This is a genomic window from Plantactinospora sp. WMMB782, from assembly GCF_049179135.1.
In the GTDB taxonomy this organism is placed as follows: Bacteria; Actinomycetota; Actinomycetes; order Mycobacteriales; family Micromonosporaceae; genus Plantactinospora.
Genome location: NZ_JBMHMC010000007.1, coordinates 315,146 through 341,748, shown reverse-complemented (window position 1 = coordinate 341,748; position 26,603 = coordinate 315,146). Strand labels below are relative to the sequence as shown.

27 protein-coding genes are annotated in these 26,603 nt (G+C 72.3%); 15 read left to right on the top strand and 12 right to left on the bottom strand.

Annotation, left to right across the window (positions count from 1 at the left end):
* Nucleotides 1-26 precede the first annotated feature (26 nt).
* On the bottom strand, nt 27-881 hold the full coding sequence (locus ACN28A_RS03390) for a DUF308 domain-containing protein (RefSeq protein ID WP_421392200.1): 855 nt from the start codon (nt 879-881) through the stop codon (nt 27-29).
* Nucleotides 882-1,135: 254 nt separating this feature from the next.
* On the opposite strand from ACN28A_RS03390, the gene ACN28A_RS03385 reads away from it, so the two are divergent.
* Complete coding sequence (locus tag ACN28A_RS03385; RefSeq protein ID WP_421392197.1) at nt 1,136-1,876, top strand: lysophospholipid acyltransferase family protein; 741 nt, start codon at nt 1,136-1,138, stop codon at nt 1,874-1,876.
* A gap of 130 nt (nt 1,877-2,006) precedes the next feature.
* On the opposite strand, the gene ACN28A_RS03380 is transcribed toward ACN28A_RS03385, so the two are convergent.
* On the bottom strand, nt 2,007-5,588 hold the full coding sequence (locus ACN28A_RS03380; protein WP_421404119.1) for an adenylate/guanylate cyclase domain-containing protein: 3,582 nt from the start codon (nt 5,586-5,588) through the stop codon (nt 2,007-2,009).
* Between the two features lie 370 nt (nt 5,589-5,958).
* On the opposite strand from ACN28A_RS03380, the gene ACN28A_RS03375 reads away from it, so the two are divergent.
* Nucleotides 5,959-6,156: a hypothetical protein gene (locus tag ACN28A_RS03375; protein WP_278063268.1), complete on the top strand. Its 198-nt coding sequence runs from the start codon at nt 5,959-5,961 to the stop codon at nt 6,154-6,156.
* 270 nt (nt 6,157-6,426) lie between these two features.
* Here the strand turns inward: ACN28A_RS03375 and ACN28A_RS03370 are convergent, their stop codons facing one another.
* Nucleotides 6,427-7,119 (bottom strand): Crp/Fnr family transcriptional regulator, encoded by a 693-nt coding sequence (locus tag ACN28A_RS03370; protein WP_101367233.1) that lies wholly within the window; start codon nt 7,117-7,119, stop codon nt 6,427-6,429.
* 494 nt (nt 7,120-7,613) lie between these two features.
* On the opposite strand from ACN28A_RS03370, the gene ACN28A_RS03365 reads away from it, so the two are divergent.
* The 4 genes from ACN28A_RS03365 to ACN28A_RS03350 all read left to right on the top strand — a co-directional run bounded on the left by ACN28A_RS03365 (nt 7,614) and on the right by ACN28A_RS03350 (nt 10,777).
* Nucleotides 7,614-8,123 carry a polyadenylate-specific 3'-exoribonuclease AS gene (locus ACN28A_RS03365; protein ID WP_421392194.1) on the top strand — a complete coding sequence of 170 codons (510 nt, stop codon included), beginning with the start codon at nt 7,614-7,616 and terminating at the stop codon, nt 8,121-8,123.
* Between the two features lie 221 nt (nt 8,124-8,344).
* Nucleotides 8,345-9,373, top strand: a complete 1,029-nt coding sequence (locus tag ACN28A_RS03360) for a 6-phosphofructokinase (protein ID WP_421392191.1) — start codon at nt 8,345-8,347, stop codon at nt 9,371-9,373.
* 186 nt (nt 9,374-9,559) lie between these two features.
* Nucleotides 9,560-10,378, top strand: coding sequence for a pyrroline-5-carboxylate reductase (gene proC, locus ACN28A_RS03355; protein ID WP_278063265.1), 819 nt, complete (start codon nt 9,560-9,562; stop codon nt 10,376-10,378).
* 48 nt (nt 10,379-10,426) lie between these two features.
* Entirely contained in the window at nt 10,427-10,777 is a 351-nt protein-coding gene (locus ACN28A_RS03350) for a DUF2203 domain-containing protein (RefSeq protein ID WP_278063264.1), read from the top strand.
* Between the two features lie 76 nt (nt 10,778-10,853).
* Here the strand turns inward: ACN28A_RS03350 and ACN28A_RS03345 are convergent, their stop codons facing one another.
* From ACN28A_RS03345 to ACN28A_RS03330, 4 genes are all read right to left on the bottom strand, one after another.
* Nucleotides 10,854-11,663, bottom strand: a complete 810-nt coding sequence (locus tag ACN28A_RS03345; protein WP_421392188.1) for a class F sortase — start codon at nt 11,661-11,663, stop codon at nt 10,854-10,856.
* Complete coding sequence (locus tag ACN28A_RS03340) at nt 11,660-12,625, bottom strand: DUF4397 domain-containing protein (protein ID WP_421392185.1); 966 nt, start codon at nt 12,623-12,625, stop codon at nt 11,660-11,662. The genes ACN28A_RS03345 and ACN28A_RS03340 overlap by 4 nt, the downstream gene beginning before the upstream one ends.
* A 214-nt stretch (nt 12,626-12,839) precedes the next feature.
* Nucleotides 12,840-13,739, bottom strand: a complete 900-nt coding sequence (locus ACN28A_RS03335) for a hypothetical protein (protein WP_421392182.1) — start codon at nt 13,737-13,739, stop codon at nt 12,840-12,842.
* Between the two features lie 14 nt (nt 13,740-13,753).
* Nucleotides 13,754-14,245, bottom strand: coding sequence for a glutathione peroxidase (locus tag ACN28A_RS03330; RefSeq protein ID WP_421392179.1), 492 nt, complete (start codon nt 14,243-14,245; stop codon nt 13,754-13,756).
* Between the two features lie 292 nt (nt 14,246-14,537).
* Between ACN28A_RS03330 and ACN28A_RS03325 the strand changes: the two genes are divergently transcribed.
* Entirely contained in the window at nt 14,538-16,157 is a 1,620-nt protein-coding gene (locus ACN28A_RS03325) for a glycosyl hydrolase family 18 protein (RefSeq protein ID WP_421392177.1), read from the top strand.
* A 57-nt stretch (nt 16,158-16,214) separates the two neighbouring features.
* Here ACN28A_RS03325 and ACN28A_RS03320 read toward each other — a convergent pair whose 3' ends face one another.
* The gene (locus tag ACN28A_RS03320; RefSeq protein WP_421392175.1) at nt 16,215-17,231 is read right to left on the bottom strand and encodes a VOC family protein; all 1,017 of its coding nucleotides are present in this window, start codon (nt 17,229-17,231) and stop codon (nt 16,215-16,217) included.
* 83 nt (nt 17,232-17,314) lie between these two features.
* Between ACN28A_RS03320 and ACN28A_RS03315 the strand changes: the two genes are divergently transcribed.
* The 4 genes from ACN28A_RS03315 to ACN28A_RS03300 are packed head-to-tail and all read left to right on the top strand — an operon-like array spanning nt 17,315 to nt 20,013.
* Nucleotides 17,315-18,040, top strand: a complete 726-nt coding sequence (locus ACN28A_RS03315) for a TetR/AcrR family transcriptional regulator (protein WP_421392172.1) — start codon at nt 17,315-17,317, stop codon at nt 18,038-18,040.
* A 36-nt stretch (nt 18,041-18,076) separates the two neighbouring features.
* Complete coding sequence (locus ACN28A_RS03310; protein ID WP_421392170.1) at nt 18,077-18,595, top strand: 2'-5' RNA ligase family protein; 519 nt, start codon at nt 18,077-18,079, stop codon at nt 18,593-18,595.
* Between the two features lie 51 nt (nt 18,596-18,646).
* Nucleotides 18,647-19,303 (top strand): TetR/AcrR family transcriptional regulator, encoded by a 657-nt coding sequence (locus ACN28A_RS03305; protein WP_421392167.1) that lies wholly within the window; start codon nt 18,647-18,649, stop codon nt 19,301-19,303.
* A 41-nt stretch (nt 19,304-19,344) separates the two neighbouring features.
* Complete coding sequence (locus ACN28A_RS03300; protein WP_421392165.1) at nt 19,345-20,013, top strand: lysophospholipid acyltransferase family protein; 669 nt, start codon at nt 19,345-19,347, stop codon at nt 20,011-20,013.
* A 99-nt stretch (nt 20,014-20,112) separates the two neighbouring features.
* On the opposite strand, the gene ACN28A_RS03295 is transcribed toward ACN28A_RS03300, so the two are convergent.
* Nucleotides 20,113-20,694, bottom strand: coding sequence for an RICIN domain-containing protein (locus ACN28A_RS03295; RefSeq protein ID WP_421392162.1), 582 nt, complete (start codon nt 20,692-20,694; stop codon nt 20,113-20,115).
* 320 nt (nt 20,695-21,014) lie between these two features.
* On the opposite strand from ACN28A_RS03295, the gene ACN28A_RS03290 reads away from it, so the two are divergent.
* Entirely contained in the window at nt 21,015-22,946 is a 1,932-nt protein-coding gene (locus tag ACN28A_RS03290; protein WP_421392160.1) for an NB-ARC domain-containing protein, read from the top strand.
* On the opposite strand, the gene ACN28A_RS03285 is transcribed toward ACN28A_RS03290, so the two are convergent.
* A complete protein-coding gene (locus ACN28A_RS03285) occupies nt 22,912-23,499 on the bottom strand; it encodes a TetR/AcrR family transcriptional regulator (protein WP_421392159.1) in 588 nt (195 codons plus the stop codon). The genes ACN28A_RS03290 and ACN28A_RS03285 overlap by 35 nt on opposite strands.
* Before the next feature lie 111 nt (nt 23,500-23,610).
* Here ACN28A_RS03285 and ACN28A_RS03280 point away from each other — a divergent pair, with 111 nt between their 5' ends.
* From ACN28A_RS03280 to ACN28A_RS03270, 3 genes are all read left to right on the top strand, one after another.
* Nucleotides 23,611-23,988 (top strand): DUF4267 domain-containing protein, encoded by a 378-nt coding sequence (locus tag ACN28A_RS03280; protein WP_421392158.1) that lies wholly within the window; start codon nt 23,611-23,613, stop codon nt 23,986-23,988.
* Between the two features lie 63 nt (nt 23,989-24,051).
* Nucleotides 24,052-24,519, top strand: coding sequence for a hypothetical protein (locus ACN28A_RS03275; RefSeq protein WP_421392156.1), 468 nt, complete (start codon nt 24,052-24,054; stop codon nt 24,517-24,519).
* Between the two features lie 119 nt (nt 24,520-24,638).
* Complete coding sequence (locus tag ACN28A_RS03270; protein ID WP_421404117.1) at nt 24,639-25,034, top strand: RidA family protein; 396 nt, start codon at nt 24,639-24,641, stop codon at nt 25,032-25,034.
* A 61-nt stretch (nt 25,035-25,095) separates the two neighbouring features.
* On the opposite strand, the gene ACN28A_RS03265 is transcribed toward ACN28A_RS03270, so the two are convergent.
* Both ACN28A_RS03265 and ACN28A_RS03260 read right to left on the bottom strand, forming a co-directional pair.
* The gene (locus ACN28A_RS03265) at nt 25,096-25,293 is read right to left on the bottom strand and encodes a DUF397 domain-containing protein (RefSeq protein WP_421392154.1); all 198 of its coding nucleotides are present in this window, start codon (nt 25,291-25,293) and stop codon (nt 25,096-25,098) included.
* Nucleotides 25,290-26,087, bottom strand: coding sequence for a helix-turn-helix domain-containing protein (locus tag ACN28A_RS03260; RefSeq protein ID WP_421392152.1), 798 nt, complete (start codon nt 26,085-26,087; stop codon nt 25,290-25,292). The genes ACN28A_RS03265 and ACN28A_RS03260 overlap by 4 nt, the downstream gene beginning before the upstream one ends.
* Nucleotides 26,088-26,603: the final 516 nt, after the last annotated feature.

Below are 26,603 nucleotides of genomic sequence, written 5' to 3'. Positions count from 1 at the left end.
CGGGGGACGGCGGGGACAGCCGGGGCTCAGACCACCGCTCCGTCGTCCGGGTCGTCGTCGGGCTCGTTGCCGGGCCGCAGCCGCCAGATCAGCGTCACGAACCCGGTGAGGATGCCGGCGAAACCGAGCATGGTGACCAGCCCCCGGTCGATCGGGAGCAGGTGCGGGAAGAGGAAGAGGGCGAAGCCGGCGACCAGGGCCAGCACCCCGACCACCGCGTACTTCGACAGCCGGGGCAGCGGCGGCGGCGGTGGCGGGACGTATCGCTCGTCGTCCGGGTCGCCGGGCAGGTCCGCGCCGAAGGTGTCCAGCCCGTCGAGCAGCGACGGCTCGTCGGCCCTTCCGCCGACCGAGATGCCGGAGAACTCGGTGGCCGAGGGAAGCCGGCGTACGCCCGGGTCGGCCGGGCCGGCGGGATCGGTGCCCGGCCGGGCGGTGCTCGTCCCGGTGGGCCGGTCGGTCGACTCGGCGGCCGCGACGTCCTCGACGGCGGGCCAGGACCGGGAGTCGGCCGCGACCTCGGTGTGGTAGCCGGCGACGATCCTGGCCCACTCCGCCTCCACGTCCGGGTCCGGGTCCTGCCGTGGGGCCGGCGGCTGGCCGGGCGGGTCCTCGTCGGCGAGCTGGGTCAGGTAGTCCCGGGCGGTGGACAGGAAGCTCCGGTCGACGTAGAGCCGGTCCACCGGCCGGGGCGGCACGGTGGTGGTCCGGGTCACCGGGTTGAGGTCGGCGGACGGCTGGAGATAGGCGGCGATTCCGCCCGCGGCCAGCACGTCGAGCAGGTGCTCGCCGAGCCGCGGGTCCACGTCGCCGGCGACGGCGTACTCCGTCGCCTCCAGCCCGTTGTCCCGCCGTCCCCGGCGGGCGCCACCCGCTGACACCCCGACACCCTCCCTTACCGGCCCGTGCCGCGTGGCCGTCTCGCCGACCGCCGCTGCGCCACATCCGCCGTGCAATGAATCGTGACACGGCGGGCACGGGTTGCGGGAGTGCGTTGTGGCGCGGCGTACCCGCTTCGTAGGCTTCTTGCCGACAGTTCCCGCCCGCGGCCACCGGCTCCGCCCGACGCGTACCGTGCGTCCTGCCCGGTCGGCGGCCGACGTGGGGACGCGCGGGTCGCTCGGGAAGGACACTTGTGCTGTACGGGCTGATGAAGTACGTCGTCCTCGGGCCCTGGCTGAGGTTGATCTTCCGGCCACAGGTCGAGGGGAGGGAGAACGTACCCAGCGCCGGTCCGGCGATCATCGCCAGCAACCACCTGTCGTTCTCCGACTCGATCTTCATGCCGCTGATGGTCAAGCGAAAAGTGACCTTCGTCGCGAAGGCCGAATATTTCACCGGCAAAGGGCTGAAGGGCTGGCTGGTGAAGATGTTCTTCGTGGGCACCGGCACCATCCCGGTGGACCGCACCGGCGGGCGGGCCGCGCAGGCGGCGCTGGACACCCAGCTCGAGGTGCTCCGCTCCGGCAACGTCGCCGGGATCTACCCCGAGGGCACCCGCTCGCCGGACGGCCGGCTCTACCGGGGCAAGACCGGGGTGGCCCGGCTCGCCCTGGACAGCGGCGCCCCGGTCGTCCCGGTGGTCATGCTCAACGCCGACGAGATCCAGCCGCCCGGCAAGCTGCTGCCGAAGATCAAGCGGGTCAGGATCAGGTTCGGCCGCCCGCTGGACTTCTCCCGGTACGCCGGAATGGGTGGCGACCGCTTCGTGGAGCGGGCCATCACCGACGAGATCATGTACGAGCTGATGGAACTCTCCGGTCGGGAGTACGTCGACACCTACGCCCAGAAGATCAAGAACCAGCAGTCGCGGGCGGCGACGACGGTGGCCGGCAAGCTGCCCGCCGACTCGCCCGCCGACTCGCTGGCCGCCTGACATCGCCCGAGCCGGCGGAGCTGCCCGAGCCGGCGGAGCTGCCCGAGCCGGCGGAGCTGCCCGAGCCCCGGCGAAGCCTCCCGCCTCCCGGCGACAAGGTTCCGCACGGGGCCCGGCGGGCAGAGGGCGGTCAGGAGGCGAGCATCGGGGTTTCGGTGTCCCGGGCGGGCGGGGGGTGGCCGAGCCGGAGCAGGCCGGGCACCCGGTTGCGCAGCACGAAGGCGCGTACCTCGGTCAGCGCCATCTCGGCGGCGGAGTCGTCGCCGGCCAGCGCCAGCTGCTGCGCGGCGAGGGCCAGCCCGAACATCCGGTCGGTGGCGTCCGGGATCTGGCCGTAGCTCTCCGCCGCCGCGAGATAGAGCTGGCCGGCCCGCTCGTGGTCGCCGTCCTCGCCGGCCAGTGCGGCGGTCACGGTACGCACCGCCGCCTCCACCCAGAGCGTCGAATGGGTGACCGCGTCCAGCATGCCCCGCAGCCGTACCGCCGAGTCCCGGCCGGTGAGCGCGGCGGCGTAGGAGGCGGCCGGCAGCCACTCCCCGCTGGCCAGCGCCGGCACGGTCGCCCACGAGTCGGTCAGCTCCACCAGCAGGTCGGCGGCCTGTCCGGTGCGCCCCTGTAGCGTCCGGCAGAACGCGCCCAGGGCCAGCATGTTCCAGTGCAGCCGGTGGAAGCCGCTACGCCGGGCGGTCCGCAACGCGTCCGCCACGTCGTCGGCGGAGTCGTCCCCGCCGCGGCCGGCGGGCGGCGGCACCGTGCCGCGGCCACCCGGCGACCCGCCCGGGACCGGCTCGTCGCGAAGCACCCGCAGGTAGGCCCGCATGCCGCGGATCTGCATGTCCCAGCGGCCGGCCGGGGTGTCCACGAAGCCGTCGGCGATCGTCAGCAGCCGCCCGACGTCGCCCTCGTAGTAGGCGCGGGCCGCCTCCGCCGAGCCGCCGGTCGACAGTGCCTCGGCCTCGGCCAGCGCCGGGCAGGAGGCGACCAGCTCGTCGGCGCGGATCCAGTCGCCCTCCTCGCGCATCGCGTGCGCGAGGTTGCGTACCACCCGGGGCAGCACGACGAGCTGGGAATCCTGGCAGAACCGCAGGATGCTGTGCAGCTCGTCCAGCCCGGCCCGGTCACCGGCCTGGTAGCGGGCGGTCGCCACGGTGATCCGGGCGTCGGTCCGGGTCTCCACCAGGCCCAGCCGCTCGGCGATATCCGCCGCCGCACCGGCCGCCGCCACCGCCGGGTCGCGCTCGTAGTTGAGCATGTGCAGCCGGCCCAGCTCGGCGTAGGCGTCCGCCTTCTGTGCGGTGTCCGGCAGCGCGTCGAACAGCTCCACGGCCCGGTCCAGGCAGGACAGTGCCGCGGCCCGGTCGGCCCGCAGCCAGGCGGCCTTGCCGAGCAGCGTCCAGGCCCGCGCCGCACCACCCGTCTCCTGGTACGCGAAGAGCCGGTCCGCCAGCGCGTGCAACTGGTCGGTGCCGCCACCGGCCAGGAAGGCGGTGCCGTCGCGGAAGTAGGAGATCTCGGTGAGCAGCAGTTCCAGGTGCAGCCGGCCGACCGGATCGCTGTCGTCGGCCAGCCCGAGCGCCCGGCCCGCGTGGTTGGCGGCGGCGTCCAGCGCGTGCAGCGCGTACGCCCGGCGGGCCGCCCGGTGCAGCGCCTCCCGGGCCGGCGGCGCGTACCGCTCGGTGTCCACCCCGAGGGTGTGCGCGATCTCGTGCGCCGCCCAGCGGTGGTGGGCCAGCACCTCGGCCAGGTCGGTGTCCCGGCCCCGGGACATGCCGTCCAGCCAGTCCGCCGTCCGGTCGTGCCGGGCCACCCGCTCGGTCCGGGGCAGCCGCTGGTAGCAGACGTCCCGGACCAGCACGTGCCGGAACCGGAACTCGGGTTGCCCGGCCATCGTCGAGGTCGCCTGCTCGTGCACGAAGTCCCGCTGCTCCAGCCGGCGCAGCGCCCGCTCCACCGACTCGACCGGCTGGCCGAGCGCCGCCGCCACCGCACCCGGCCAGAACTGCACGCCGACCACCGAGGCGGCCAGCAGCACCATCCGGTCCGGGCCGTCGAGCAGGTCCACCCGGTTGGCGATCACCGAGTGGACACTGTCCGGCATCGCCAGGTCGGACTGCTTCTCCAGGGACCAGCCCCGGCCGGACTGGCGCAGTGCGCCCTGCTCCATCAGCATCCGGACGTACTCGTGGGCGTAGAGCGGGTTGCCGTCGGCCACCTCGACGAGCGGGCTGAGCATGTCGGTGGAGAAGGCAGCCTGGCCGAAGATGTGCCCGTAGAGCGAGGCGATCCCGGTGTCCCGCAGCGGCGGCAGGGTCACCGTCATCGAGCCGGTGATGGTGCCGGCCCAGCTCGGCTCCCGGTTGACCAGCTCGGGGCGGGCGGTGCAGAGCAGCAGCAGCGGCACGTTCTGCGCGTACGCCCCGAGCAGCTCGACGAAGTTCAGCATCGCCTCGTCGGCCCAGTGCAGGTCCTCGAAGACGAGCACGGTCGGCTGGCGGGCGGCGAGCGCGACCAGGAAGCGCCGCCACGCCGACTCGGACTCCTCGGCCGGCAGGGTCGGGCCGGGCAGCCCGACCACCGGGCGGAGCGCGTCCATCAGCCGGTCCGCCGGCCCGGGGCCGACCAGCTCGACGAGTGCCGTCTCCAGCCGCCGGGTGGCGACCGGCGCCGGATCGGTGTCCAGGATCCCGGCCTCGGCCTTGACGATGTCGGCCAGTGCGGCGAACGTGACGTTCTCGCCGAACGGCGGGCAGCGGCCGACCCGCCAGGTGAGCGGCTCGTCGGTCAGCCGCTCGGTGTGCCGGAACAGCTCGCGGACCAGCCGGCTCTTGCCGATGCCGGCGTGCCCGAGCACCGTCACCATCTGCGGCAGCCGGTCCCGGATCGACCGGTGCAGCGCGTTGACCAGCAGCCCCAGCTCGTGTTCCCGGTCGATCAGCGGGGTGGTGTCCGGCTCCCGGTCCGGCGGCTGCCGGTCCACCGGGGCGAGCGCCAGCCACACCTCGGTCGGCGAGGAGCGGCCGCGCAGGGTCACCGGCGCCTGTTCGGAGTAGCGGATGGCGTCCCGGGTGAGCGCGTACGTGTTGCCGCAGACGAGTACCCCGCCGGGGGGTGCCACCGACTGCATCCGGGAGGCGGTGTTCACCACGTCGCCGGCCACGATGGCCTGTCCGCCGTCCCGGGCGGCGGCCACGTCCACCAGCGCCTCGCCGGTGGCCACCCCGACCCGGAACCGCAGGTGGTCGGCGCCGGTGGGGGTGAACCGGGTCAGCACCCGCTGCAACTCCAGGCCCGCCCGCACACAGCGCAGCGGATCGGTCTCGGTCGCCACCGGCGCCCCGAACAGCGCCATCACGGCGTCGCCGATGTACTTCTCCACCACCCCGCCGTACTGTCCGATGACCCGGCGGGCCGCCGCGAAGAAGGCCGTCTGCATGCCCCGGACCAGTTCCGGGTCGGCCCGTTCGACGTACGGGGTGAAGTCGATGAGGTCCACGAAGAGTACGCTGACCCGCCGTCGGTCCTCCTGGGACACCGTGGCCGGTCGGCCCGGCGGGTTCGGGCGTGGTTTGCCGCAGGCCGTGCAGAACGCGGCATCCGGGGCAAGTGGCCGGTCGCAGTGCGGGCAGGCCGGGGTCAGCTCGGTGCCGCAGCCGCCGCAGAAACGGTCTCCGGCGGCGGCGATCCGGCCGCATCTGGTGCAGTTGGCGGAGATGCCGTCCTCCTACAGCGTCGAAGGGACGTGCTGTCCGAGCGAAGCTGACGCCGTCCGGCCGCAGCCGTCACGCCGTCCGGCCGTGGCCGTTGTCCCGCCCGGCGGTGGCCGTGGCCGTTGTCCCGCCCGGCGGTGGCCGTGGCCGTGGCGCCGTCCGGCCGTTGCCGTTGTGCCGTCCGGCGGTGGCCGCCGGACGGGGGTCCCGGCGAACCGCCGGCGGTCGTGCGGGCGGGAGTTCGCCACCGCCGAGTATCGGCGCCCGCGCCGGTGTCGGGAACCGGGCTGTTAGCTAGCGGACAGTCCCACCCATAGTGATCCAAGATACAGTCATTGGCGCCGACCGATCGACGATTTATCAGGGAGATGGGCAATGGTGTACGTCCGACTGGAAAAGGAATGGACCGACGGCGACGGCGTCGGCCACTCCTCGGGGGACATGATCGACGTGGACGCCGCCACCCTGGCGAAGCTCCAGGCCGCCGGCATCGTGGGCGGTGAGAACCCCGACTGGCCGGGGGCGACCGGTGGCGGCAGCCGGGACACGACCAACTGGCCGGGGGCGACCTGACCGGTCCCGCGCACAGCGCTGTAAGGGGCGTTCCGGACACCTGGCGGGTCTTCGGAACGCCCGCCGCCGTTTCCGGGCCGGAACACCACCGTCCCCGGAGCCGGGCAGTCCGCCGACCGGGGCGTGCCGACCGGCCACAGTAGAGAGTGCGCGGGCAGGCCAGCGGGGGCCGGTTCGCACCATCGGCGCTCGGCCGTACCGGTAGCAGCGACGCAGCCTGGTCGGCGCTCGGCCGTGCCGGCCCGGTGACGCAGCCTGGGCGGCGACCGGTCAGCGCTCGGCCATGCCGGCCCGGCGACGCAGCGCCGCGACGTCGGTCACCACGATCCGTCGCCCCTCGGTGCGCAGCCAGCCCCGGCTGGCGAACGACCCGATGGCCTGGTTGACGCTCTGCCGCGACCCGCCGGCCATCTCGGCCAGCTGGCTCTGGTTGAGTTCGATCGTGATCATCGGCGCCTGGCTCTCGCCGGCCAGCCGGACCAGCGTCTTGGCCACCCGACCCGGCAGGTCGAGGAAGACGTGGTCGGCGTTCTGCTCGGTCAGCCGCCGGATCAGCCCGCCCAACGACCGCATCACCGCGTCGAGGATGCGCGGATTGGAGTGGACCAGTTCCATGAACGCCCCACGGGACAGCGCCAGCGCGGTGCAGTCCTCGATGGCCTCGGCGGACGCCGACCGGGTGGAGGCGTCCAGCAGGGACACCTCACCGAGTACGTCCGGCGGGCGGATGACGTTGAGCACCGCGCGCTCGCCGGTCGGGGCGGTGCGGAACACCGCTACCGCTCCCCGGCGCAGGACGATCAGGGACTCGCCGGGATCGTTCTCGACGAAGAGCAGCTGCCCCTTGCGGTAGGTGCGTGGCACCGCCGCGGCGATGACCCGCTGGCGCACCTCTGGCTCAAGGCCGGCGAACATGTCGACGCCGGTGAGGGCGTCGCCCGGCTCAGGCAGGCGAACCTCCACGGCTCAACCCCTCCCCGGTAAATAACCACAGTTCTGCTCTCGGGCGACCCGCAACCGACCGAAGAAGCAAGATGAAACTGATACCGGTAGGGTCCGGTAGCGGTACACATCAGATCATGACGGTCGTGTCGCTTGCTGTACACCCCCGAAATCACTTCTGTGACAGTTCTGTCGCTGACCAGGGAGCATTCTGACGTCAGATCCGCCACTGGTGGGGACCGTACGGGGGCGTGGCGGAGCCTTGGGGGCGCGGGGAGCCGCGACCGGCCGGAGGGTGCGCCAAGAGCCCGCTGGCCGGCCGCGGTGGAACCGGGGCCCGGCCGGCGTGGGGGCGCTGGCCGGGCCGCAGGGAAGGCGTGGTGATCCGCCGACACCTCAGGATCACCACGCCGGCCTCCCGCCCACCGTGTTCCGACCGGCTCGCCGGCGCCGAATGGTGGAAATTCCACCCCCGATTCCCGTAGGGCGGGACGGATGGGCGAAGATGGCGGGCGATGGTCTACCGCTATTTCTACGACTGCGAGTTCATCGAGGACGGCCGGCTGGTCGACCTCGTGTCAATCGGTGTCGTCGACGAGTACGGTCGCGAGTTCTACGCGGTCTCCACCGAGTTCGACGACTCCCGGGCCGTTCCGTGGGTGCGCCGGCACGTCCTGGACAAGTTGCCGTCGCCGGCCGACCGGGCGTGGCGTTCCCGGGAACGGATCCGCGACGACCTCTACGAGTTCCTGACGGAGCCGGTCCGCGGCCGGCCGGGGGAGAAACTGGAACTCTGGGCCTGGTACGCGGCGTACGACCACGTGGCGCTGGCCCAGCTCTGGGGGGCGATGCCGGCGTTGCCCCGGGAGATCCCCCGGTTCACCAAGGAGCTGCGCCAGCGCTGGGAGGACCAGGGCAGCCCGCCGCTGCCGGACGCCGACGCCGACCGGCACGACGCGCTTGTCGACGCCCGGCACAACCTCGCCCGCTGGCAGGCGATGCACCCCCGCCCGGCACCGTCCTGAGCGCGACTCGTGATCGTTTCGGCTCGTACCGCCCGCCGGCTGCCCCGATGACCGGTTCGGCCCCCGGACGGTGGCCGGGGCGCGGTGGTCCGGCTCGGGGCGGGCGACTACAGTGCGCAATGACGGCCCGCCCCGGGCCGGCAACGACGCCGACGGTCTGACCTGACTTTCACCCTGGGGCTTGACGGGCTCATCCGAAGCTCCTGGAGGAGAAGCAGATCATGCGTATCGGCGTGCTCACCGGTGGTGGTGACTGCCCGGGTCTGAACGCGGTGATCCGAGCGGTGGTGCGCAAGGGCGTCGCCACCTACGACCACGAATTCGTCGGGTTCCGTGACGGCTGGCGTGGCCCGCTGGAGGGGCTGACCAAGCCGCTCGGGATCGCGGAGGTGCGGGGCATCCTGCCGCGCGGTGGCACCATCCTCGGCTCCTCCCGGACCAACCCGTTCAAGATCGACGGCGGGGTCGAGCAGATCAAGGCCAACCTGGCCGAGCAGGGCGTGGACGCGCTGGTGGCGATCGGCGGCGAGGACACCCTCGGCGTCGCCACCAAGCTGCACGAACTCGGCGTCCAGGTGGTCGGCGTACCGAAGACGATCGACAACGACCTGGGTGCGACCGACTACACCTTCGGGTTCGACACCGCCGTGAACATCGCGATGGAGGCCATCGACCGGCTGCACACCACCGCCGAGAGCCACCACCGCACCCTCGTCGTCGAGGTGATGGGCCGGCACGCCGGCTGGATCGCCCTGCACGCCGGCCTGGCCGGTGGCGCGAACGTGATCCTGCTGCCCGAGCGGCAGTTCGACGTCGACCAGGTCGCGACCTACGTCGAGAAGCGCTTCCAGAAGCAGTACGCCCCGATCGTGGTGGTCGCCGAGGGTGCCCAGCCGCTCGACGGGCAGATGCGGCTGCAGAACCAGGAACTCGACTCGTTCGGGCACGTCCGGCTCGGCGGCATCGGGCAGTGGCTCGCCGAGCAGCTGGAGGCGAAGACCGGCAAGGAGGCCCGGACCGTCGTACTCGGGCACATCCAGCGCGGCGGCACCCCGACCGCGTTCGACCGGGTGCTCGCCACCCGGCTCGGCCTGTCGGCGATCGACGCCGTGCACGAGGGCGACTGGGGCAAGATGGTCGCCATGCAGGGCACCGACATCGTCCGGGTTCCGTTGGCCGAGGCGACCCGTGAGCTGAAGACGGTGCCGCTGGAGCGCTACACCGAGGCCGAGGTCTTCTTCGGCAGCTGACAACCTGCGGCGGGACCTGGCCCGTCCCGATGGGTCGGCGCCCGTCGTGGTGGGTCGGCCCGCCGCACCCGGCTCCGAGTGGTCAGGTTCGATCTCTCCGCCGGCTGCGGCGGGCCGACCCGGATTCCTGCCGAGCGTGACGGCTTCCACCTGAGCGTGACGGCTTCCACCTGAGGAGGAGCAGCGATGGCACCGGGAGCGCACACCGTCGCCGTGATCGGCACCGGCAAGATCGGTGAACTGATGCTCTCCGGGCTGCTCCGGGCGGGCTGGCCGGTGGACCGGCTGCTGGCGACCACCCGGCGGCAGAGCCGGGCCGAGGAGATCGCCACCCGGTACGGCGTACAGGTGGTGGAGAACCTGGTGGCGGTCGCCGAGGCGGACGTACTCGCGGTGTCGGTCAAGCCGCAGGACGCGGACGCGCTGCTCGACGAGATCGGTGCGAAGGTACCGGCCGACAAGCTGGTGGTCTCGCTCTGCGCGGGGCTGCCGACGAACTTCTTCGCCCGGCGGCTGCCCGACGGCACCCCGGTGATCCGGGTGATGACGAACACGCCGGCCCTGGTCGACCAGGCGATGACGGCGATCTCCGCCGGGGTGCACGCCACCGCCGCGCACCTGGAACTCGCCGAGGAGATGTTCCGGCCGCTGGGCGCGACAATCCGGGTACCCGAATCCCAGCAGGACGCGGTGACCGCGCTCTCCGGTTCCGGCCCGGCGTACTTCTATCTGCTGGTCGAGGCGATGGTCGACGCCGGCATCCTGCTCGGGCTGCCCCGCCAGGTCGCGCACGAGCTGATCGTGCAGACCGCGATCGGCTCGGCGGTGATGCTGCGGGACTCCGGCGAGCACCCGGTGAAGCTGCGCGAGGCGGTCACCTCGCCGGCCGGTACCACCATCTCGGCGATCCGCGAGCTGGAGAACCACGGCGTACGTGCGGCGCTGCTGGCCGCACTTGAGGCCGCCCGGGACCGGGCGCGGGAGATCGCGGCACAGAACGACTGAGCCGTACGTCGGGCCCGCCGCCGGCCCCGGGTGCCCCATACTGTGCCCGTGTTCACCCTTGCCCAGGCACGTCACCTGATCGCGACGTTGCGGCCGCGGATCGACGAGCTGATCGTGCTCCGCGCCGATCTGGCCGAGCTGCGGGCCGACCTGGCCGACCGGGGCGCGAGCCCGCTCGGCGGACTGGCCGAGGTGAAGGGCCTGGAGGCGCGGATCTTCGGCATCCTGGAGGAGCTGACCGGGCACGACATCCAGGTCAAGGGCTTCGCGCCGGTGCTGCTCGACTTTCCGGGCGAGCGGGACGGCCGCCCGGTGCTCTGGTGCTGGCTGGAGGGTGACAGCGACCTGCGCTGGTACCACCGGGTGGAGTGCGGTTTCTCCGGCCGCCGCCCCGTCTGACCCGACCCAGCCGGGCGGACAGGACGGATCTCGGTCCGTCCGTCGTCGCGGGAACGACGGAAGTCGTCGGGACGGGTCAGCCGGCGGCCGATCCGGGGAGCATCACCGGTCGGTCGGCGACGGCGAAGACCACCAGGTTGTCCCGGTAGTGCCGGGTGGGGCGGTCGAAGGTGCCGGCGCAGGTGATCAGCCGCAGCTCCGCCCCGGGGGTGGGCCCGTACACGGCGTCGGTCGGAAACTCGTCCTTGGCGTGTCGGCTGGCGCCGGTCACCCTGAACGGGATCCACCGGTCGCCCCGGCGCACCTCGACCCGGTCGCCCGGTCGCAGTTCCGACAGCCGGGCGAAGACCGCCGGTCCGGTGGCCGAGTCGACGTGCCCGGCGAGTACCGCCGGCCCGACGTCCCCGGGTGTGGTGCCGCCGGCATACCAGCCGGCCTCGGTGAAGCGGCGCGGGGCGGCGAGCCGGCCCGACCGGTCCAGCCGTAGCCGGGTCAGGGGCGCGTCGACCCGGATCCTCGGAATGCGCACCCGGGCCGGCGCTCCGGCGGGCGGCCGGTCCACCGCCCCTGCGGCCGGGCAGCCGCCCCGGCAGTCCGGCGCTGCGGCCGAGGCCGCGCCACCAGGCGGGGCAGCGGCCGGCGCCGGCAGGGTGCCCGACCCGGGCGGTGTGCCCGACCCGGGTGGCGCGTCCGGGCCTGGCAGTGTGACGGGTGCTGTCGGCGGTGTCGCCGGCGACGCGACCGACAGCGCGTCGCCGGCCAGCGCGAGACCGAGACTCACCCCGAGTACCGCGCAGAGCAGCAGGTTGACCCGGTCCGGCCCGGTCCGCTCCGCCGTCGCGCGTGACCGCTCCGCCGTCGCGCGGTGTGGCTGGCCTGCCGTCACGTCGTGCGACGACGGCGGAGCGCGGACCTGGTTGCCGCCGCGACCACGACCGCGGCCACCGCGCCGACCGCGGCCAGCCCGATCGGGTACGCCGGCCCGCCCGGCCCGGCCCTGCCACCTGCTCCGGGCTCCGTGCCGGTACCGCCTGCTCCGGTGTCCACGCCTCCGTCCGGCACCACCATCCCGCCACGGGCGTCCACCCGCAGTTCCGTGCTCAGCCCGCCCTTCTTCGCGTCGAGCACCAGCAGTGAGTAGACCGTCCCGTCCCGCAGGGACACGGCCATGGTCGTCGGCTTCGCCCCGGTCGCCGACAGCCGCAGCGTGGACCGGCCCGGTGTGACCTGGTGGTAGGACGTGGTGGTGGCGAAGGGTATGCCCTCGGCGATGCTCGGGCCGTCCGCCAGCGCGACGTCGATCACCGGCGCGCGTACCGACGCCTGCACGACGCGTACCTTGGCCCGACCCTCGGCGGGGGAGCTGAGGTCGTCTTCGAGTACCCGCAGCCCCAGGTCGGCGTAGCGGCCGACCCCGGCGACGGTGTACGCCTCGCCGGCGCGTACCGAGACGCTCGTGGTGAGCACCGGTGGGTCGTCGGCCGGGGCGCCGGCCCGGCGCATCGCGACCGCGTACGGGCCGGTCGGCAGCGGCAGGTACGGCGAGAGTACGCCGTAGCCGACGGCCCTGAACACCTGCGGTTCGGCCGTGCTCTCGGCCGGGCCGAGGTAGACGTCGACGGCCGGCGTGTCCGGCGACAGGTGGGCCAGCCTGACGTAGCCGACCCGGGCGGTGGTGCCGAGCGCGGTGCTGCCGCCGACCGGCGTGCTGCTGCCGGCCGTGGTACCGCGAGGTGTGGCGTTGGCCGGGGCGGTGGCGACGGCGGACAGGCCGAGTCCGAGTCCGAGAGCGGCGGCTGCCGCGGCGATCCGGCGTACCGGCCGGACGGGTCGTTCGAGGTGCTCCATCTCGCCTCCTGGGATGTGGCGGGCAGGGTATCGACTAGGTGGCCCGGGATGTCGCACCCACGGTCCGTCCGCCCGCCACCGGTCACGGCCGGCTCTGTGGCGGGACCGGGTGTGTCGGGGACAGGGTCGCGGGGGCCCGGCAGGGGAGCAAGCGTGCCACGCGGAGTGATCTAATCGTTACCAGGTGCGCTGGATGGGGCGGCTTCCTGGCCGGTCACGTCCTCGGTGGGCAGGACTGCCGAGTGGCGAGTCGGCGGCGGAGCAGCGCCGGGGCCAGCCGACAGCCGGCGAGCGCGTAACCGAGCCCGCCGGCGAGTGCGGCGATCGCGGCCAGTTCCGGGTACCCGATCGCGACGCCGCCGTCAGCGGCGTCGGACCCGGCGAGGGCGCCCCAGCCGATGGCGACGTGTCCGCTGATCGGCACCGCCAGCAGCAGTAGCGCGAAGGTCGGTGCGGCCAGGCGCGGGGTGGAGAGGCTGACCGCACCGCCGAGCACGACCGACGCCAGTCCCCAGAGCACAAGCACCGCGCAGAGCCGGGACCAGGTGCCGACAAGTGCGCCCAGCCCCACCCCCACGGCGGCGAGCAGCGGGAACATCGCGATCCCGACGGCGATGGTGAGGCGTACCCCGGAGTCGGCCAGCAGTTCGGGGTCGAAGGCGAGGCCGGCGGCCGCGACCCGGTCCCGGCTCGGCGCCGGTCCCCAGTCGGATGCGGCCAGCGGAACGCTCACCGCCGCGTTGAGCAGGCCGAGCAGCAGGCCCGCGCCGGCGGCCACGACCAGTTTGCCGGGGAGCACCAGCCCGGGGTCGGGCACGCTGTCCCGGTGTGCGAGTCGGGCCGGCGCGTAGTCGGCGAGCACGAGTACGGCCCCGAGCAGCAGGGCGAGCAGGTGCCCGACCAGGAATCCCGAGGTGGCGGTCTGCACGCCGTCGACGTGGTAGCGGGTCAGGAGCTGGTCGTCGCCCTGCGGGTCGTAGTTGACCCAGAAGTCGTGGTAGCCGGCGTTGAGCGGCATCAGCAGCACGGCGGCGGTGACCAGCAGCGCGGGGGCGACCCACGACACCGGGCTGCGCAGCAGGATGCGGCACTCCCGGCCCACGCCCGTCCGCATCAGCCCGGTGTCCGCTATCGGGGGAGTACCCGCTCGATGGCGGTGGTGATCTCCGGCGATTCCGGTTCGACCTGGGGTGCGAACCGGGCGACCACGTCGCCGTCCGGGCCGACCAGGAATTTCTCGAAGTTCCACCGGATGTCGCCGGAGTGGCCGTCGGGGTCGGCGGTGTCGACGAGCGCGGCGTAGAGCGGGTGCCGGCCGGGGCCGTTCACGTCGATCTTCTCGGTCATCGGGAACGCCGCGCCATAGGTGGAGCGGGCGAACTCGGCGATCTCCGCCGGGGTTCCCGGCTCCTGGTCGGCGAACTGGTTGCTGGGTACGCCGAGCACGGTCAGCCCACGGTCGGCGTACCTCTCGTGCAGGGTCTGCAGCCCGGCGTACTGCGGGGTCAGGCCGCACTTGGAGGCGAGGTTGACCACCAGTACGGCGTTGCCCCGGAACTGGGCCAGGTCGGTGAAGCCGTCGCCGGTAAGTGCTCCGATCTGGACGTCGAAGACGCTCACCGGGTGTCTCCGGGCCGCTCGTCCCCGTGCGCCGGTCGCCCGGCCCGAATGGTGCTCGCTTTCCGCTCGGTCATGGTGCAGAGGCTACCGGGCGGCGGTGCGGTCAGGATCGCTTCCCGCCCGGTTCCGTCCGTTCCTGTCATCCGCCGGGGAGGGGCGGCGACGGCGGGCCGCTGGCCGGGTGCGTGCGGCGGCGAATCGAAACATGGACATCTTGACGAAGCGGTGAACCCATGAGTAGCGTGCGCAGACACTATCTGGAAAGTTTCCTATCAATAAGGGAGACGCCACCATGAGGAAGTCCATCCGCCGGGCGCTGTGGGCCGGCGTCGCGGCCGCGGTGGCCGTCGCCGTGGTCCCGGTCACCGCGGCCCTCGGCGCCGGCAGCCTGACCACAAGCTTCACCGCCAGCTCTGACTGGGGCTCCGGCCACGAGGTCAGGGTCACCGTCACCAACGGCACCGACGCGCCGGTCGCCAACTGGCGGATCGAGTTCGACCTGCCGGCCGGTACCACCATCAGCAGCTTCTGGGACGCCGACGTCACCCGCAGCGGCAACCGCTACGTCGCGGTGCAGAAGAGCTGGGCCGGCGCCCTCGCCCCGGGCGCCTCGGCCAGTTGGGGCTACGTCGGCACCGGCGGATACCGCGCTCCGGCGAACTGCACCGTCAACGGTGCCGCCTGCGGCGGGGGCGGCACCCCCAGCCCGACCCCCACCACCCCGCGTCCGACGGTGACCCCGACCGCCACCCCGACGCCCCCGCCGACGACCACTCCGCCGCCGACGAACCCGGGCGCGCAGAAGGTGGTCGGCTACTTCGCCCAGTGGGGCGTCTACCAGCGGGCTTACCACGTCAAGAACATCCACACCAGCGGCTCGGCCAGCAAGCTGACCCACATCCTGTACGCCTTCGGCAACACCACCGGCGGCCGGTGCACCATCGGCGACAGCTACGCCGACTACGACCGGGCGTACTCGGCCGCGGAGAGTGTGGACGGGGTCGCCGACACCTGGGACACCGGTGCCCTGCGCGGCAGCTTCAACCAGCTCCGCAAGCTCAAGCGGATGTACCCGCACATCAAGGTGATCTGGTCGTTCGGCGGCTGGACCTGGTCCGGCGGCTTCACCCAGGCGGCGCAGAACCCGGCCGCGTTCGCCGAGTCCTGCCACAACCTGGTCGAGGACCCGCGCTGGGCGGACGTCTTCGACGGCATCGACATCGACTGGGAGTACCCGAACGCCTGTGGCCTGACCTGCGACGCCAGCGGCCCGAACGCGTTCAAGAACGTGATCTCCGCGCTGCGCTCCCGGTTCGGCTCGGGCAACCTGGTCACCGCCGCGATCACCGCGGACGGCAGCAACGGCGGCAAGATCGACGCGACCGACTACGCCGGTGCGATAAACAACCTCGACTGGCTGATGCCGATGACGTACGACTACTTCGGCGCCTTCGCCCCGCAGGGCCCGACGGCCCCGCACTCGCCGCTGACCTCGTACGCCGGGATCCCGCAGCAGGGCTTCTGGTCGGACGCGGCGATCCAGAAACTCAAGGGCAAGGGCATCCCGGCCAGCAAGCTGCTGCTCGGCATCGGCTTCTACGGCCGGGGCTGGACCGGGGTCACCCAGGCCACCCCGGGCGGTACGGCCACCGGGGCGGCTCCGGGCACCTACGAGGCGGGCATCGAGGACTACAAGGTACTCAAGAACACCTGCCCGACCACGGGCACGATCGCCGGCACGGCGTACGCGAAGTGCGGCAGCAACTGGTGGAGCTACGACACCCCGGCCACGATCGGCGGCAAGATGTCGTACGCCAGGGGTCAGGGGCTGGGCGGGGCGTTCTTCTGGGAACTCTCCGGTGACACCGGCAACGGCGAACTGATCACCGCGATCTCCAACGGCCTGCGGTAGCAGGGGGCGGGGTGGGCCCCGGTCGTCCCGAGCGGACGGCCGGGGCTTCGCCGCCGATCAGCACGCTACTGCTCCGGGGCGCGGAGCGGGGGAGGGGGCGGCGCGGAAGGCGATCGCGGCGCCGAGAGCCGCGGTGGCGGGTACGAAGATGTCGCCGTACGCCGACTCGCGCAGCGGAAACCCGTTGCCCAGCAGGATTCTCCGGGCCGCCTCGACGTCGCGTACGGCGATGGTGCAGGCGACGAGGGCCGGCAGTGCGGGTGGCGTCTCGCCCGGCAGCAGGGTCGGCAGGCCGGAGTCGGTCACCAGGGTCAGCCGGGTGCCGCCCAGGTCGAACACCAGCCTGCCGCCGTCGGGACGGGCCGGACGGTCGAGGTAGCCGGCGTACCTGTCCGCCACCGTGTCGAGTGTGGACCCGGCGACGCAGAGCACGACCTCGGCGAGTGCCACCGCACCGTTGGGGTGGTCGAGCTGCTGCCCCGCCCGGGTCGCCGGACCGAGTGGCGCGGCGATGCCGATCCTGCCCTCCGGCACGCTTCCGGACGGGCCCGCCCGGTCGTCGCCGTCGATCTCCAGGTAGCGGATCTCCTCCACCCGGACCCCGTCCGGCGTCGGTACCGGGCGGCGCACCGTGTTCACCCCACGGTGCGGTACGCCGGTCGAGGTCAGCCGTGCGGCGGTGGCGTCGATGTCCGGTGACTCGAACATCAGGATGTGCAGCCCTTCGAAGCGTTCCAGGCAGCGGGTGAGGTTCGAGCTGGTCTCACCGATCCGTTCCACCAGCCGGGGCAGCACGTCCGGCGGGGCGTCCAGCGCGACGAGCTTCGCCCCGTCCGGAAGCGCTGCCGGGGCGCCGTCCCGGACGACGGTCGCCAGTTCCAGGAAGTTGTCCGGGAAGTCGGCGTGGGTGTTCGTCGCGCCGAACGCCCGGAGCGGGCCGCCGTCCCGGTCGGGCATCGCCGGGTAGCTGGGCGGGGCGAGGAGGAAGCCCATCCGCCGGTAGCGCAGCAGGGCCTCGGTCAGGTCGCCGACTACGTGGCCGACGTGGTGCAGGCGGGTGATGTCGGGTGACATGCAAGCGATAGTAGCTCGACCGATCGGTCAAGCTATCTGGAGTCGTGGCGTCCGAGCCGATTGGGCTGCGTACGGTGGGCCAGGTGAACGCAGCGCGCATGGACGGTCGCCGGCTCCGTTACCAGCATCGACGGCCCGAACTGCTCAACGTCGTCGCCGACTACCTTGTCGAACACGGCGTCGCCGGGCTGGCGATGCGCCCGATGGCCGCCGCGATCGGGGTCAGTCACGGCACTCTGCTCCATCACTTCGGCTCCAAGGAGAACCTGGTCACCGAGGTCATCGAGGTGCTGCGGCAGCGGCTGGTGGCCGATGCGGAGGTGGCCGGGTCGCCGGAGAGCGTGGACAGCCTTGCCGGGTGGTGGCAGAAGTCGACGGCGGCGGAGCGGCTGCCCGTGTACCGGCTGCTCTTCGAGGTCTACGTGCAGGCCACCCGCCAGCCCGAGCGGTACGAGCGGTACCTGCGGCAGGCCGTGCACGACGCGCAGCGGCTGATGGAGCGGATCGTCAGGGCCGACGGCTGCCCTGCCGAGCGGGCTCCGGCGGTCGCGTCGATGATCGTGGCCCAGGCGCGCGGACTGCAACTCGAACTGATCGCCACCGGTGACCGGGAACGCGTCGACGGCGCTTTCGCGCTCTTCGGCGAACTGCTGGCCGGCTACCGGAACACCTGGCGTCCCGGCGAATCCGCAGCACCCGGCCGGCCTGGAGAGACCGGCGGACCTGGAGAGACCGGTGGGCCCGGCGAGTCCGGTGGGCCCGGCGAGTCCGGCGGACCCGGCGAGTCCGGCGCCGCCGGGCGGAGCTGAGCCGTCGGGTGGCGGTCCGCCTCCTAAGGTGGTCCGGTGGTCGCCGCCCTGGAGCTGTATCTCGACACCGACGCCACCCGGCGGATCCGGGTGCTCTGGGACGCCCTGGAATCCGAGGGTGTGCAGAGTCTCCGTTCGTTGCTGGGGCAGCGGCACCGGCCGCACGTTTCGCTCGCCGTCGCGCCCCGGCTCGACCCGGACGCGGTCGCCGAGGCGCTGAGCGGGACGGTGCCGGTCCCGCCGCTGCGGCTCTCCTTCCAGTACGCCGGCCAGTTCGTCGGCCGGGTGCTCTGGCTCGGCCCGACTCCCACCACGGAACTGCTGGCCCACCAGGCGATGGTGCACGAGCGGCTGACCTGGGCCGGTGTTCCGGTCAGCGAGCATTACCGCCCCGGTCGCTGGGTGCCGCACTGCACCCTGTCCATGCGGGTGCCGAACGCCCTGATGGCGGCGGCGGTACGGCGCTGTCTGGAGGTACTGCCGGTCGAGGCGACAGTGGTCGGTGCGGCGGTGGTGGACCACGCCCGGGACATCGTCAGACCGCTCGACAAGTAGACACCGTTCGACCAGTAGACACTGTCTACGGCGTACTGGTAGACACTGTCTATGAGTCGGTCGGAGGGTGATCTTCGGGCTCGTCTGGTGCGGGCCGGCGTCGACCTGCTGGCCGACGAGGGCGTCGAGGGGGTCGAGGCGCTGTCGTTGCGGGAGATCGCCCGCCGGGCCGGCGTCTCGCACGGCGCACCACGCCGGTATTTCCCGACCCACCGGGCACTGCTCGCCGCGATCGCCGCCGAGGGTTACCGGGAACTCGGCCGGCGGGTCGCCGAGGCGGTCGGGGGCGGCGCCGCCGGCAGCGTCCCGGCCGGGATGGCGGTCGTCGGTCCCGACCCGTCGGCCCAGTTGCTCACGCTGGGCCGGCTCTACCTGGAGTTCGCCCGCGCCCACCGCGGGATGTTCGAGCTGATGTTCCGGCACGACCTGCTGCGCGGCAACGGTATCGGCCTGCGGGAGGCCAGCCGGCCACTCTTCGACGTACTCGTCGACCTGGTCGCCCGGGCCCGTCCGGACCGGGCCGGCGCCCCGCCGCCGGCCGTCTCCGCCGGTGCGCTCTGGGCGAACCTGCACGGCATCGCACAGCTCTGGCAGTGGGGAAGCCTGCAGATGACGGTCGGCACCGAGGAGGTCGAGCCGCTGCTGCGGGCGGCGATCGACGCCCACCTCGGCCGGTCGGTACCGACGACACCCGCGGGCGACAGGTAGTGACCCCGGCCCGATCCGGCCACCGACCCGCGGAGGAACCCATGCTGCTCCAGGCGACCACCCGACTGCTGCTCGCCCCGTTGGCCCGGCTCGCCTTCCGGCCGGTGATCGAGGGGCGCGCGAACGTCCCCCGGCAGGGCCCGGTGATCCTGGCCGCGAACCACCTGTCCTTCCTGGACAGTGTGGTGATCCCGCTGGTGGCGCCCCGCCCGGTCGCCTTCCTCGCCAAAGCGGAGTACTTCCGGCGGCCGGGGCTGCGCGGAGCACTCGTCCGGGCCTGCCTGACCGGCGTCGACGCGATCCCGGTGCAGCGCGGCGGGCACCGGACGGCCCGGGAGGCGCTGGACCTGGCCCTGGACGTCCTCGCCGGGGGAGGCGCCTTCGGCATCCACCCCGAGGGCAGCCGGTCCCGGGACGGGCGGCTCTACCGTGGCCGTACCGGGGTCGCCTGGCTGGCCCTCGCCTCCGGCGCTCCGGTGGTGCCGGTCGCCGTACTCGGCACCGAACGGATCCAGCCGGTCGGGAACCGGTTGCCCCGATTGGGCCGGGTGACGGTGCGCTTCGGCCCGCCGATGCGGTTCGGCCGGCCGCCGGGCGCCAGTGGAGGGCAGGTCCGGCGGGCCGTCACCGACGAGATCATGGCGGCGATCCGGGACCTCTCCGGGCAGCAGCCGGCCGACGGCTACAACGAACTCTCCAACGCGGCCTGATCCGGTTGGCACTGCCCGCCGTTCGTCCACCGACCGGCTGGCGGGTGGGGCGGCCGGGTGCCGGCCGCCCCACCGTCCGCGCGGATCGGCCGACCCGGACTAGCCGATGATCACCGGAGTGGGATCGTGGATCTTCCACATCTGGTTGAAGGCGTTCCATTCGGTGGTGGCCGAGATGCATTGCCACTGCTGCAGCACCGACTGCTGGGCGGGCTGCCCGGACGGCGCGGCGACGTCCAGGCACATGCCGGTCGCGCGGTTCCTGATCAGCACGAACCAGGAGCCGAAACACTGACCGGTGCAGGGCCGGTGGAAGACCTCCTGGGTGAACCACTCGCCCGGCGAGTAGCCGGCGGAACAGTGCGGGAACTGGATGATCGGCGTGCCGTTGTTGTAGGACCCGGCCCGCCAGTCGAGCATCAGACACTGGCCTGAGTGCCGGGCCCTGATCCGGAAGAAACCGCCCCCGCTGTCGAGCAGGTCGAACTCCTGCGAGGCGCTGGCGTTGTCCGGCCACAGGAAGACCCCCTGGTGGGTCGCGGTGGAGCCCCACATCACGTCGGCGCGAAGGGGGCCGTAGCCACTCACCAGCTCTCTGCGGAGGGTGTCCGCGTACGCGGGTGTGGGGGCGACGAGCAGCGCCGCCGCGACGGCGAGGACCGTCAGGACGGCCCCGACCACTCGACTTCTGTGCCCCGCCGACGGGCGGGCCGATGTGCTGCCGGTACTGAGCATGCTTCCTCCCCGAAAGCGGAAACGAGGTACCCGCGATCCGCGCCGGCGGTTGTCGGCGGGAGCCGGGACTGCCTGACGTCGACTGTCCGGAGCCGGCGGGCTCTCCGGCGGAATCCCGAACGAATCCGAACGCCGGAGCGCGGCCGTACCGACGGGTCACCGCAGCGCGTGGTGATGCCGGCCTATGTCTGGTGCCCGACAGTTCGCTGGCGTCGGCTGGTTAGCGTGAGCGCCCCGGAAACAGCGCCGGGGCGGGAGGTGGAGGTATGCGGGCCGGTCAGCAGGTGGTGGAGAGCTTCGTGACGCTGCCCGATCCCGGGCGGGCCAGTACCCTTGACGACCTCGTCGAACGGTTGCGTGCGCTGAAGGTCTGGGCCGGCGATCCGTCGTACGAGAACATCAAGGACCGGGTGAACGCGGCCTGGACCGAGGCGGGCCGGCCGGCCGGCGAACTGGTCGGAAAGACGACGGTGGTGGACTGCTTCCGGCCCGGCCGGCGGCGGTTGAAGATCGACCTGGTCGTTGCCGTGGTCCGGGCGCTGCATCCCGATCCCGGCTACGTGACGCAGTGGCAGCAGGTGCTCCAGGTGGTCGGCGGGGAGACCCGGGCGGCGGCGCAGGTGCGGGTGCTGGCCGGGCTGCCACCGGACCTGGCCGGCTTCACCGGCCGCACGGCCGAGATGGACGAACTCCGGCGCGCTCTCTGCGCCGAGGGCGGCGACGGCGGGAGTGACGACGTCCCGACCGTCTTCGCGATTGCCGGGATGGCCGGCGTCGGCAAGACGCAGCTGGCGATCCGCGCCGGACACCTGCTCGCCCGGGGCCGGCCGTTCGACCGGGTTCTCTTCGTCGACCTGCGCGGATTCCACCCCGATCCGGTCCAGCCGCCGGCCGATCCGGCCGCCGTGCTGGACGGCTTCCTGCGTCTGCTCGGGATGCCGGGCCAGCGGGTGCCGCACGACCTGCCGGCCCGGGTGACCGCCTACCGGGCCAGGCTCACCGGCAGCCGCACGCTGGTGATCCTGGACAACGCCGCCGACGCCGACCAGGTCCGTCCGCTGCTGCCGGCGACCCCGAACTGTCCGGTACTCGTCACCAGCCGCCGTCGCCTCACCGGACTGCCGTCGGCGACCCAGTTGACTGTCGACGTGTTCACCCCGTACGAGGCGGTCGTCTTCCTGACCCGGGCCGCCCCGGGCACCCCGGTGGGCCCCGATCCGGGCGCGCCGGCCCGGATAGCCCAGCGTTGCGGCCACCTGCCGCTGGCGTTGGGGCTGGTCGCCGCGCACATCCGGGGCACGCCCGGCTGGACGCTTACCGACCACGCCGAACGACTCGACGAGCGCCACCACGAGGGTCGGCTGGAGGCCGGGATCGAACTGGCCCTCGACCTCTCCTACCGGCACCTTTCCGGCGAGGAGCGGCGGTTGCTGCGGCTGGCGGCTGCGCACCCCGGCCAGGACCTCGACGGGTACGCGGCGGCGGCGCTGACCGCCACCGACCCGGCCACCGCCCGGCGCCGGCTGGACCGGCTCTGCGCCGACCACCTGCTGGAGCAGGGCGCATCCGGCCGGTACGGCTTCCACGACCTCGTCCGGGGCTACGCGCTGGGCCGGTCCAGGGACGAGGACCCGCCCGCAGACCGTCGTGACGCGCTCACCCGGCTGTTCGACTTCTACCTGGCGACCTGCGCCGCCGCGACGCAGATCCTGGCCCCGGCCGAGGTCGTGGCCGCACCGCCGACCGGGCCGATTCCGACCGCGCCGATCCCGAGTGTTTCGGTGCCGAGCACTTCGGTGCTGGCCGGTCCGGTGCTGGCCGGTCCGGAGGCTGCGCGGGCGTGGTTGGACACCGAACGTCCCACCCTGGTCGCCGTGGCCGGGTACGCCGCCCGGAACGGCTGGCCCGGCCACAGCATCCGACTGTCGAGCATTCTGTTCCGCTATCTCGACGGCGGCCAGCACGCCGACGCGCTGGCCGTGCACGGGTACGCCCGCCAGGCCGCCCGCCGCTGCGGCGACGTGCGCGAAGAGGCGTGGGCGCTGGCCCACCTCGGCGCGGCCGAGCTGCGGCTGCGCCGGTACGCGCCGGGGGCGGAGCACCTCCGGCAGGCGTTGCGGCTGTTCCAGGAGATCGGCGACCAGTCCGGTGAGACCTGGACGCTCAACGTCCAACTGGGGTGCCGGCGATCTGGGTGACGAGGAGGTCGAGCCGCTCCGCCTGGCCGCTCGGGGGGATGCGGCCACTCGCTGTCAGTGCGGCTATGCCGTGCAGCGCGCTCCAGGTGACTTCGGCGAACAGTTCGCGTCGCCGGTTGTCCGAGCGGAAGCAGCTCACGAACTCGTCGAAACCGGCGCGCAGTGGGGCCGGCGTCTCGGCGTGCGCGAACTTCACGTCGGTCGGCAGGATGAACATCGCCTGGTAGAGGGCGGGCCGCTCGGTCGCGAACTCCAGGTAGGCGCGGCAGACGGCGTGCAGTGCCTGCGCCGGCTGCTCGGGGGCGGCCAGCCGGGCGTTGCGCAGCCGGGCCGCGAGTTCGCCGAAGCCCTCGACGGCGACGGCGCGCATGATGGCGTCCTTCCCGTCGAAGTGGCTGTAGAGCACGGGCTGGCTGTACTCGACCCGCTCGGCCAGCCGCCGGGTCGTGACCGCCTCCCATCCTTCCGCCTCGGCCAGTTCGCGGGCGGCCGTGATGATCAACTGATGGCGTTGCGCGCGTTCGCGCTCGCGTCGTTCCGTGACGGCGGACATGACCGCATCCTAGCAACGCTAGACATCCTGTCAGGGACAGTCTATCGTCGCTACAACAACTAGCGCCGCTAGAAATCAATCCAGGCGCTGCTGAACGAGGGGAAGCAGAACATGCTCGGCAACATCGCCACCGTGCTCGCCGGACTGATCGGCGTGGGGGTCGTCCTGATGGGCGCCCGCGCCTTCCGGGCACCGCAGGCCGCGGTCGGCTTCGGCATCCCCGACACGCCGGCCCAGGACCGCACCTTCCAAGCCTGGCTCTCCGTCAAGGCCGTGCGCGACATCGCCGCAGGGCTCCTGATCCTCGTCGTGCTGGCCGGCGGGACAACCCACCTGCTGGGCTGGTCGATGCTGGTCGCCACCGCCATACCCGTCGGCGACGCGCTGGTCGTGCGGCGCAGCGGCGGCCCCGGCGCGGCCGTCTACGGCATCCACGGCGCCACCGCTGCGGTGATGCTGGCGGTCAGCGTGCTCCTGCTCGTCGCGTGACCATTGGGCAGGCCGTCATGGCCGGGTCCGCAGCAGGTGGCGCACGTCGGTGACGCTGTCGCTATGACGGTCCATCTCTGGGAGCGCGAGCTGCGGGCACGGTGTGAGGCCGAGTTCGATTTTCTGGTGGTCGAGTACGGCTGCCGGCGACGGGGTCGGTTCTGCTCGGGCGGCTTCGAGATCTTCTACTGGAACGGCACGACAGGCGTACGGGTCAAGGTCGAATACCGGGAGGAGTTCACCGTGCTCCTGTGTCCGTTGCCGGAGGGTCGGTTCCCGCCCAGGATCGGCGAGTACGACAGGCAGCCGCGCATCGAGTGGCATGACGCGTTCGACGTGGTGAAGCTGGTCACCGGGCGCCGGCCCCGGTTCGACCGGCGCCAGCTCTACGGGAACCACCCGGCGGTCATCGCCGCCTACGCGGACGCCCTGCGGGGGCCCGGCCAGGCTCTGCTGCGTGGCGAGGCCGAACTGTGGGCACGGCTGCGCCGCCAGATCCGGGCCCGGATCGGGTACTGGAGGTCGCGTTGAAAAGACGACACAGGTTGTCGTGATTCGTTGCCAGGCTGCCCGGGACGACGTCGAGGACGGCGACTGCCGAGTCGACGGACGTGCGTGCTGGTGACGAATCGAATGGAGCTGTTGTGACTGTGAAACGAACGGCGGTCAACCCGGTGACCTGGTCGGTCGGGATGGGATTCAACCAGGGCGAGGTCGTCTCCGGACACACCCGGACCCTGTACTGCTCGGGACAGACCGCAATGGGCGCCGACGGCAAGCCCCAGCATGACGGAGACATGGCGGCACAGTTGGCCCTGAGCCTCGACAACCTGGAGTCCGTACTCGGCGGGGCGGGCATGTCGCTGGCCAACCTGGTCCGGCTCAACGTCTACACCACCGACGTCGACCTGCTGTTCCCGCACTACGGCGTGCTCGCGTCGCGGTTGGGTGCCGCCGGAGTGGCACCGACCACCACGATGCTCGGGGTGACCCGGCTGGCCATCCCCGGCCAGCTTGTCGAACTCGAAGGCACCGCCGTCGCCTGAGTCGACCGCTCTGCGGGACCAGGCCCTCGGCGACCGCGCCGGGGGCCTGGCCCGGTCGCGATCAGGTAGTCGGTGGTTGCTGCTGCCTGGCGAGGTGTACGAAGGCCCGCCAGTGTGCCGGTGTGAAGCCGAGGGTGCCGCCGTCGCGGTCCTTGGTGTCCCGCACCAGCACGATGCCGGGCAGGTTGTCGGCTACCTCCACACAGGACCCGCCGTTGGTGCCTGAGCGGGTCGACTTCCGCCAGTTGGCGCCGGTCATGTCCATTCCTTCGCCGCCTCCCTGATCAGTTCGAGCGATTGAACCATCGGGAGAGCCTCGCTCCGGATGGCCTCCCAGGTCCCCTGGAGAGTGGCAATGTCTTCGGCCCGGTCGACAATCTGCGCCCGCACCTGATGATCGAGATGCGCCACCACGGACTGATCCGGCAGCGTTGCCAAGATGAAGCCTCCCTGGAGCCCAGCGTAGACCCCGACCTCCTGCGGAACCACGAGGATCTGCACGTTCGGCAGTTCTGTGCACCTCAGTAGGTGATCAAGCTGCTCGGCCATCACGCTTGGGTGGCCACGCACCGGCCGCCGGAGGACCATCGCATCGATCACGAAGACGAACTGTGCGGGGTTGTCGGCCGTGAGGACTGCCTGCCGGTCCATCCGACTGCGGATGCGCTGCTCAACCTGTTCGGGTGGGAGGTGCACACCCGTAAGTAGTGCTCGGGCGTACGACTCGGTTTGTAGGAGGCCGGGGATGAAGGCCGGCTCGTACCAGCGGAGCAGCCGGGCGAGGCGTTCGAACTCGATCCAGTCGCGGAGCCAGGCCGGTGTGCTGTCCAGCTTGGCGAGTTTGCCGAGCATCCGGCTGAACGTACCGCCGGTCTGGAAAGCGTCGTCGATCTTCTGCACGTATTCGTCGGTCGGTGGGCGCTGGCTGGTCTCCACCGAGCTGACGTGTGATCCAGAATAACCGATCTTGCGTCCGAAGTCCTCCTGGCTGAGTCGCTGCTCAGTGCGAAACAGCCTAAGCTCCGCGAGGACGTATTCCGTGACCAGTCCCATCGATAGTCCCATCTCTGCTCACTGCCGAAGATCCGTTCCAGGAAATTGCTCGCCTGCCCGCTGACCTGCGCAGATGCCGCGAGCACGTATCGACCGTAGTGCACTCCACAGCAGAGTGTCACCAGCGGAACCGCTCGGATTACAAATGGCATGGTGACCGGCCGGGCGGAACCTGCGGGGGCCATCTCTCTTCCCCCGTACAGAGATGGCCCCCTTCCAACTCGGAAGGAGACGCGATGCGGAGAGTACGTCGAATCCGGCCCGTTCCGCTCGTATTCCGGCACTGCCGGAACTGGCGCCGGTTGTGGCTGTTTTGCCGGTGCGGGCGGTGGTGGCCGGCGTGCCGGTGGCGCGGATTCACGGTCCTGTTGCCGCAGACGGTTCCGGCGCCCGATCTGCCGCCGCGACTCGCGGTGCCGACCGTACCGCCGGCACCGGACCCGGCGCCGCCGCCACTTCCAGCGTCGCCGCGCAGACGGAGCGGCCCTTCCCGCTGGTACGCGGAGTACCCGACCG

Coding starts and splice junctions, on each gene's coding strand:
- proC (WP_278063265.1), top strand. CDS start 9,560: ATGGCACCGGGAGCGCACACCGTCGCCGTGATCGGCACCGGCAAGATC.
- ACN28A_RS03360 (WP_421392191.1), top strand. CDS start 8,345: ATGCGTATCGGCGTGCTCACCGGTGGTGGTGACTGCCCGGGTCTGAAC.
- ACN28A_RS03340 (WP_421392185.1), bottom strand. CDS start 12,625: ATGGAGCACCTCGAACGACCCGTCCGGCCGGTACGCCGGATCGCCGCG.
- ACN28A_RS03365 (WP_421392194.1), top strand. CDS start 7,614: ATGGTCTACCGCTATTTCTACGACTGCGAGTTCATCGAGGACGGCCGG.
- ACN28A_RS03305 (WP_421392167.1), top strand. CDS start 18,647: ATGAGTCGGTCGGAGGGTGATCTTCGGGCTCGTCTGGTGCGGGCCGGC.
- ACN28A_RS03325 (WP_421392177.1), top strand. CDS start 14,538: ATGAGGAAGTCCATCCGCCGGGCGCTGTGGGCCGGCGTCGCGGCCGCG.
- ACN28A_RS03335 (WP_421392182.1), bottom strand. CDS start 13,739: ATGCGGACGGGCGTGGGCCGGGAGTGCCGCATCCTGCTGCGCAGCCCG.
- ACN28A_RS03280 (WP_421392158.1), top strand. CDS start 23,611: ATGCTCGGCAACATCGCCACCGTGCTCGCCGGACTGATCGGCGTGGGG.
- ACN28A_RS03375 (WP_278063268.1), top strand. CDS start 5,959: ATGGTGTACGTCCGACTGGAAAAGGAATGGACCGACGGCGACGGCGTC.
- ACN28A_RS03275 (WP_421392156.1), top strand. CDS start 24,052: ATGACGGTCCATCTCTGGGAGCGCGAGCTGCGGGCACGGTGTGAGGCC.
- ACN28A_RS03290 (WP_421392160.1), top strand. CDS start 21,015: ATGCGGGCCGGTCAGCAGGTGGTGGAGAGCTTCGTGACGCTGCCCGAT.
- ACN28A_RS03265 (WP_421392154.1), bottom strand. CDS start 25,293: ATGACCGGCGCCAACTGGCGGAAGTCGACCCGCTCAGGCACCAACGGC.
- ACN28A_RS03285 (WP_421392159.1), bottom strand. CDS start 23,499: ATGTCCGCCGTCACGGAACGACGCGAGCGCGAACGCGCGCAACGCCAT.
- ACN28A_RS03320 (WP_421392175.1), bottom strand. CDS start 17,231: ATGTCACCCGACATCACCCGCCTGCACCACGTCGGCCACGTAGTCGGC.
- ACN28A_RS03300 (WP_421392165.1), top strand. CDS start 19,345: ATGCTGCTCCAGGCGACCACCCGACTGCTGCTCGCCCCGTTGGCCCGG.
- ACN28A_RS03260 (WP_421392152.1), bottom strand. CDS start 26,087: ATGGGACTGGTCACGGAATACGTCCTCGCGGAGCTTAGGCTGTTTCGC.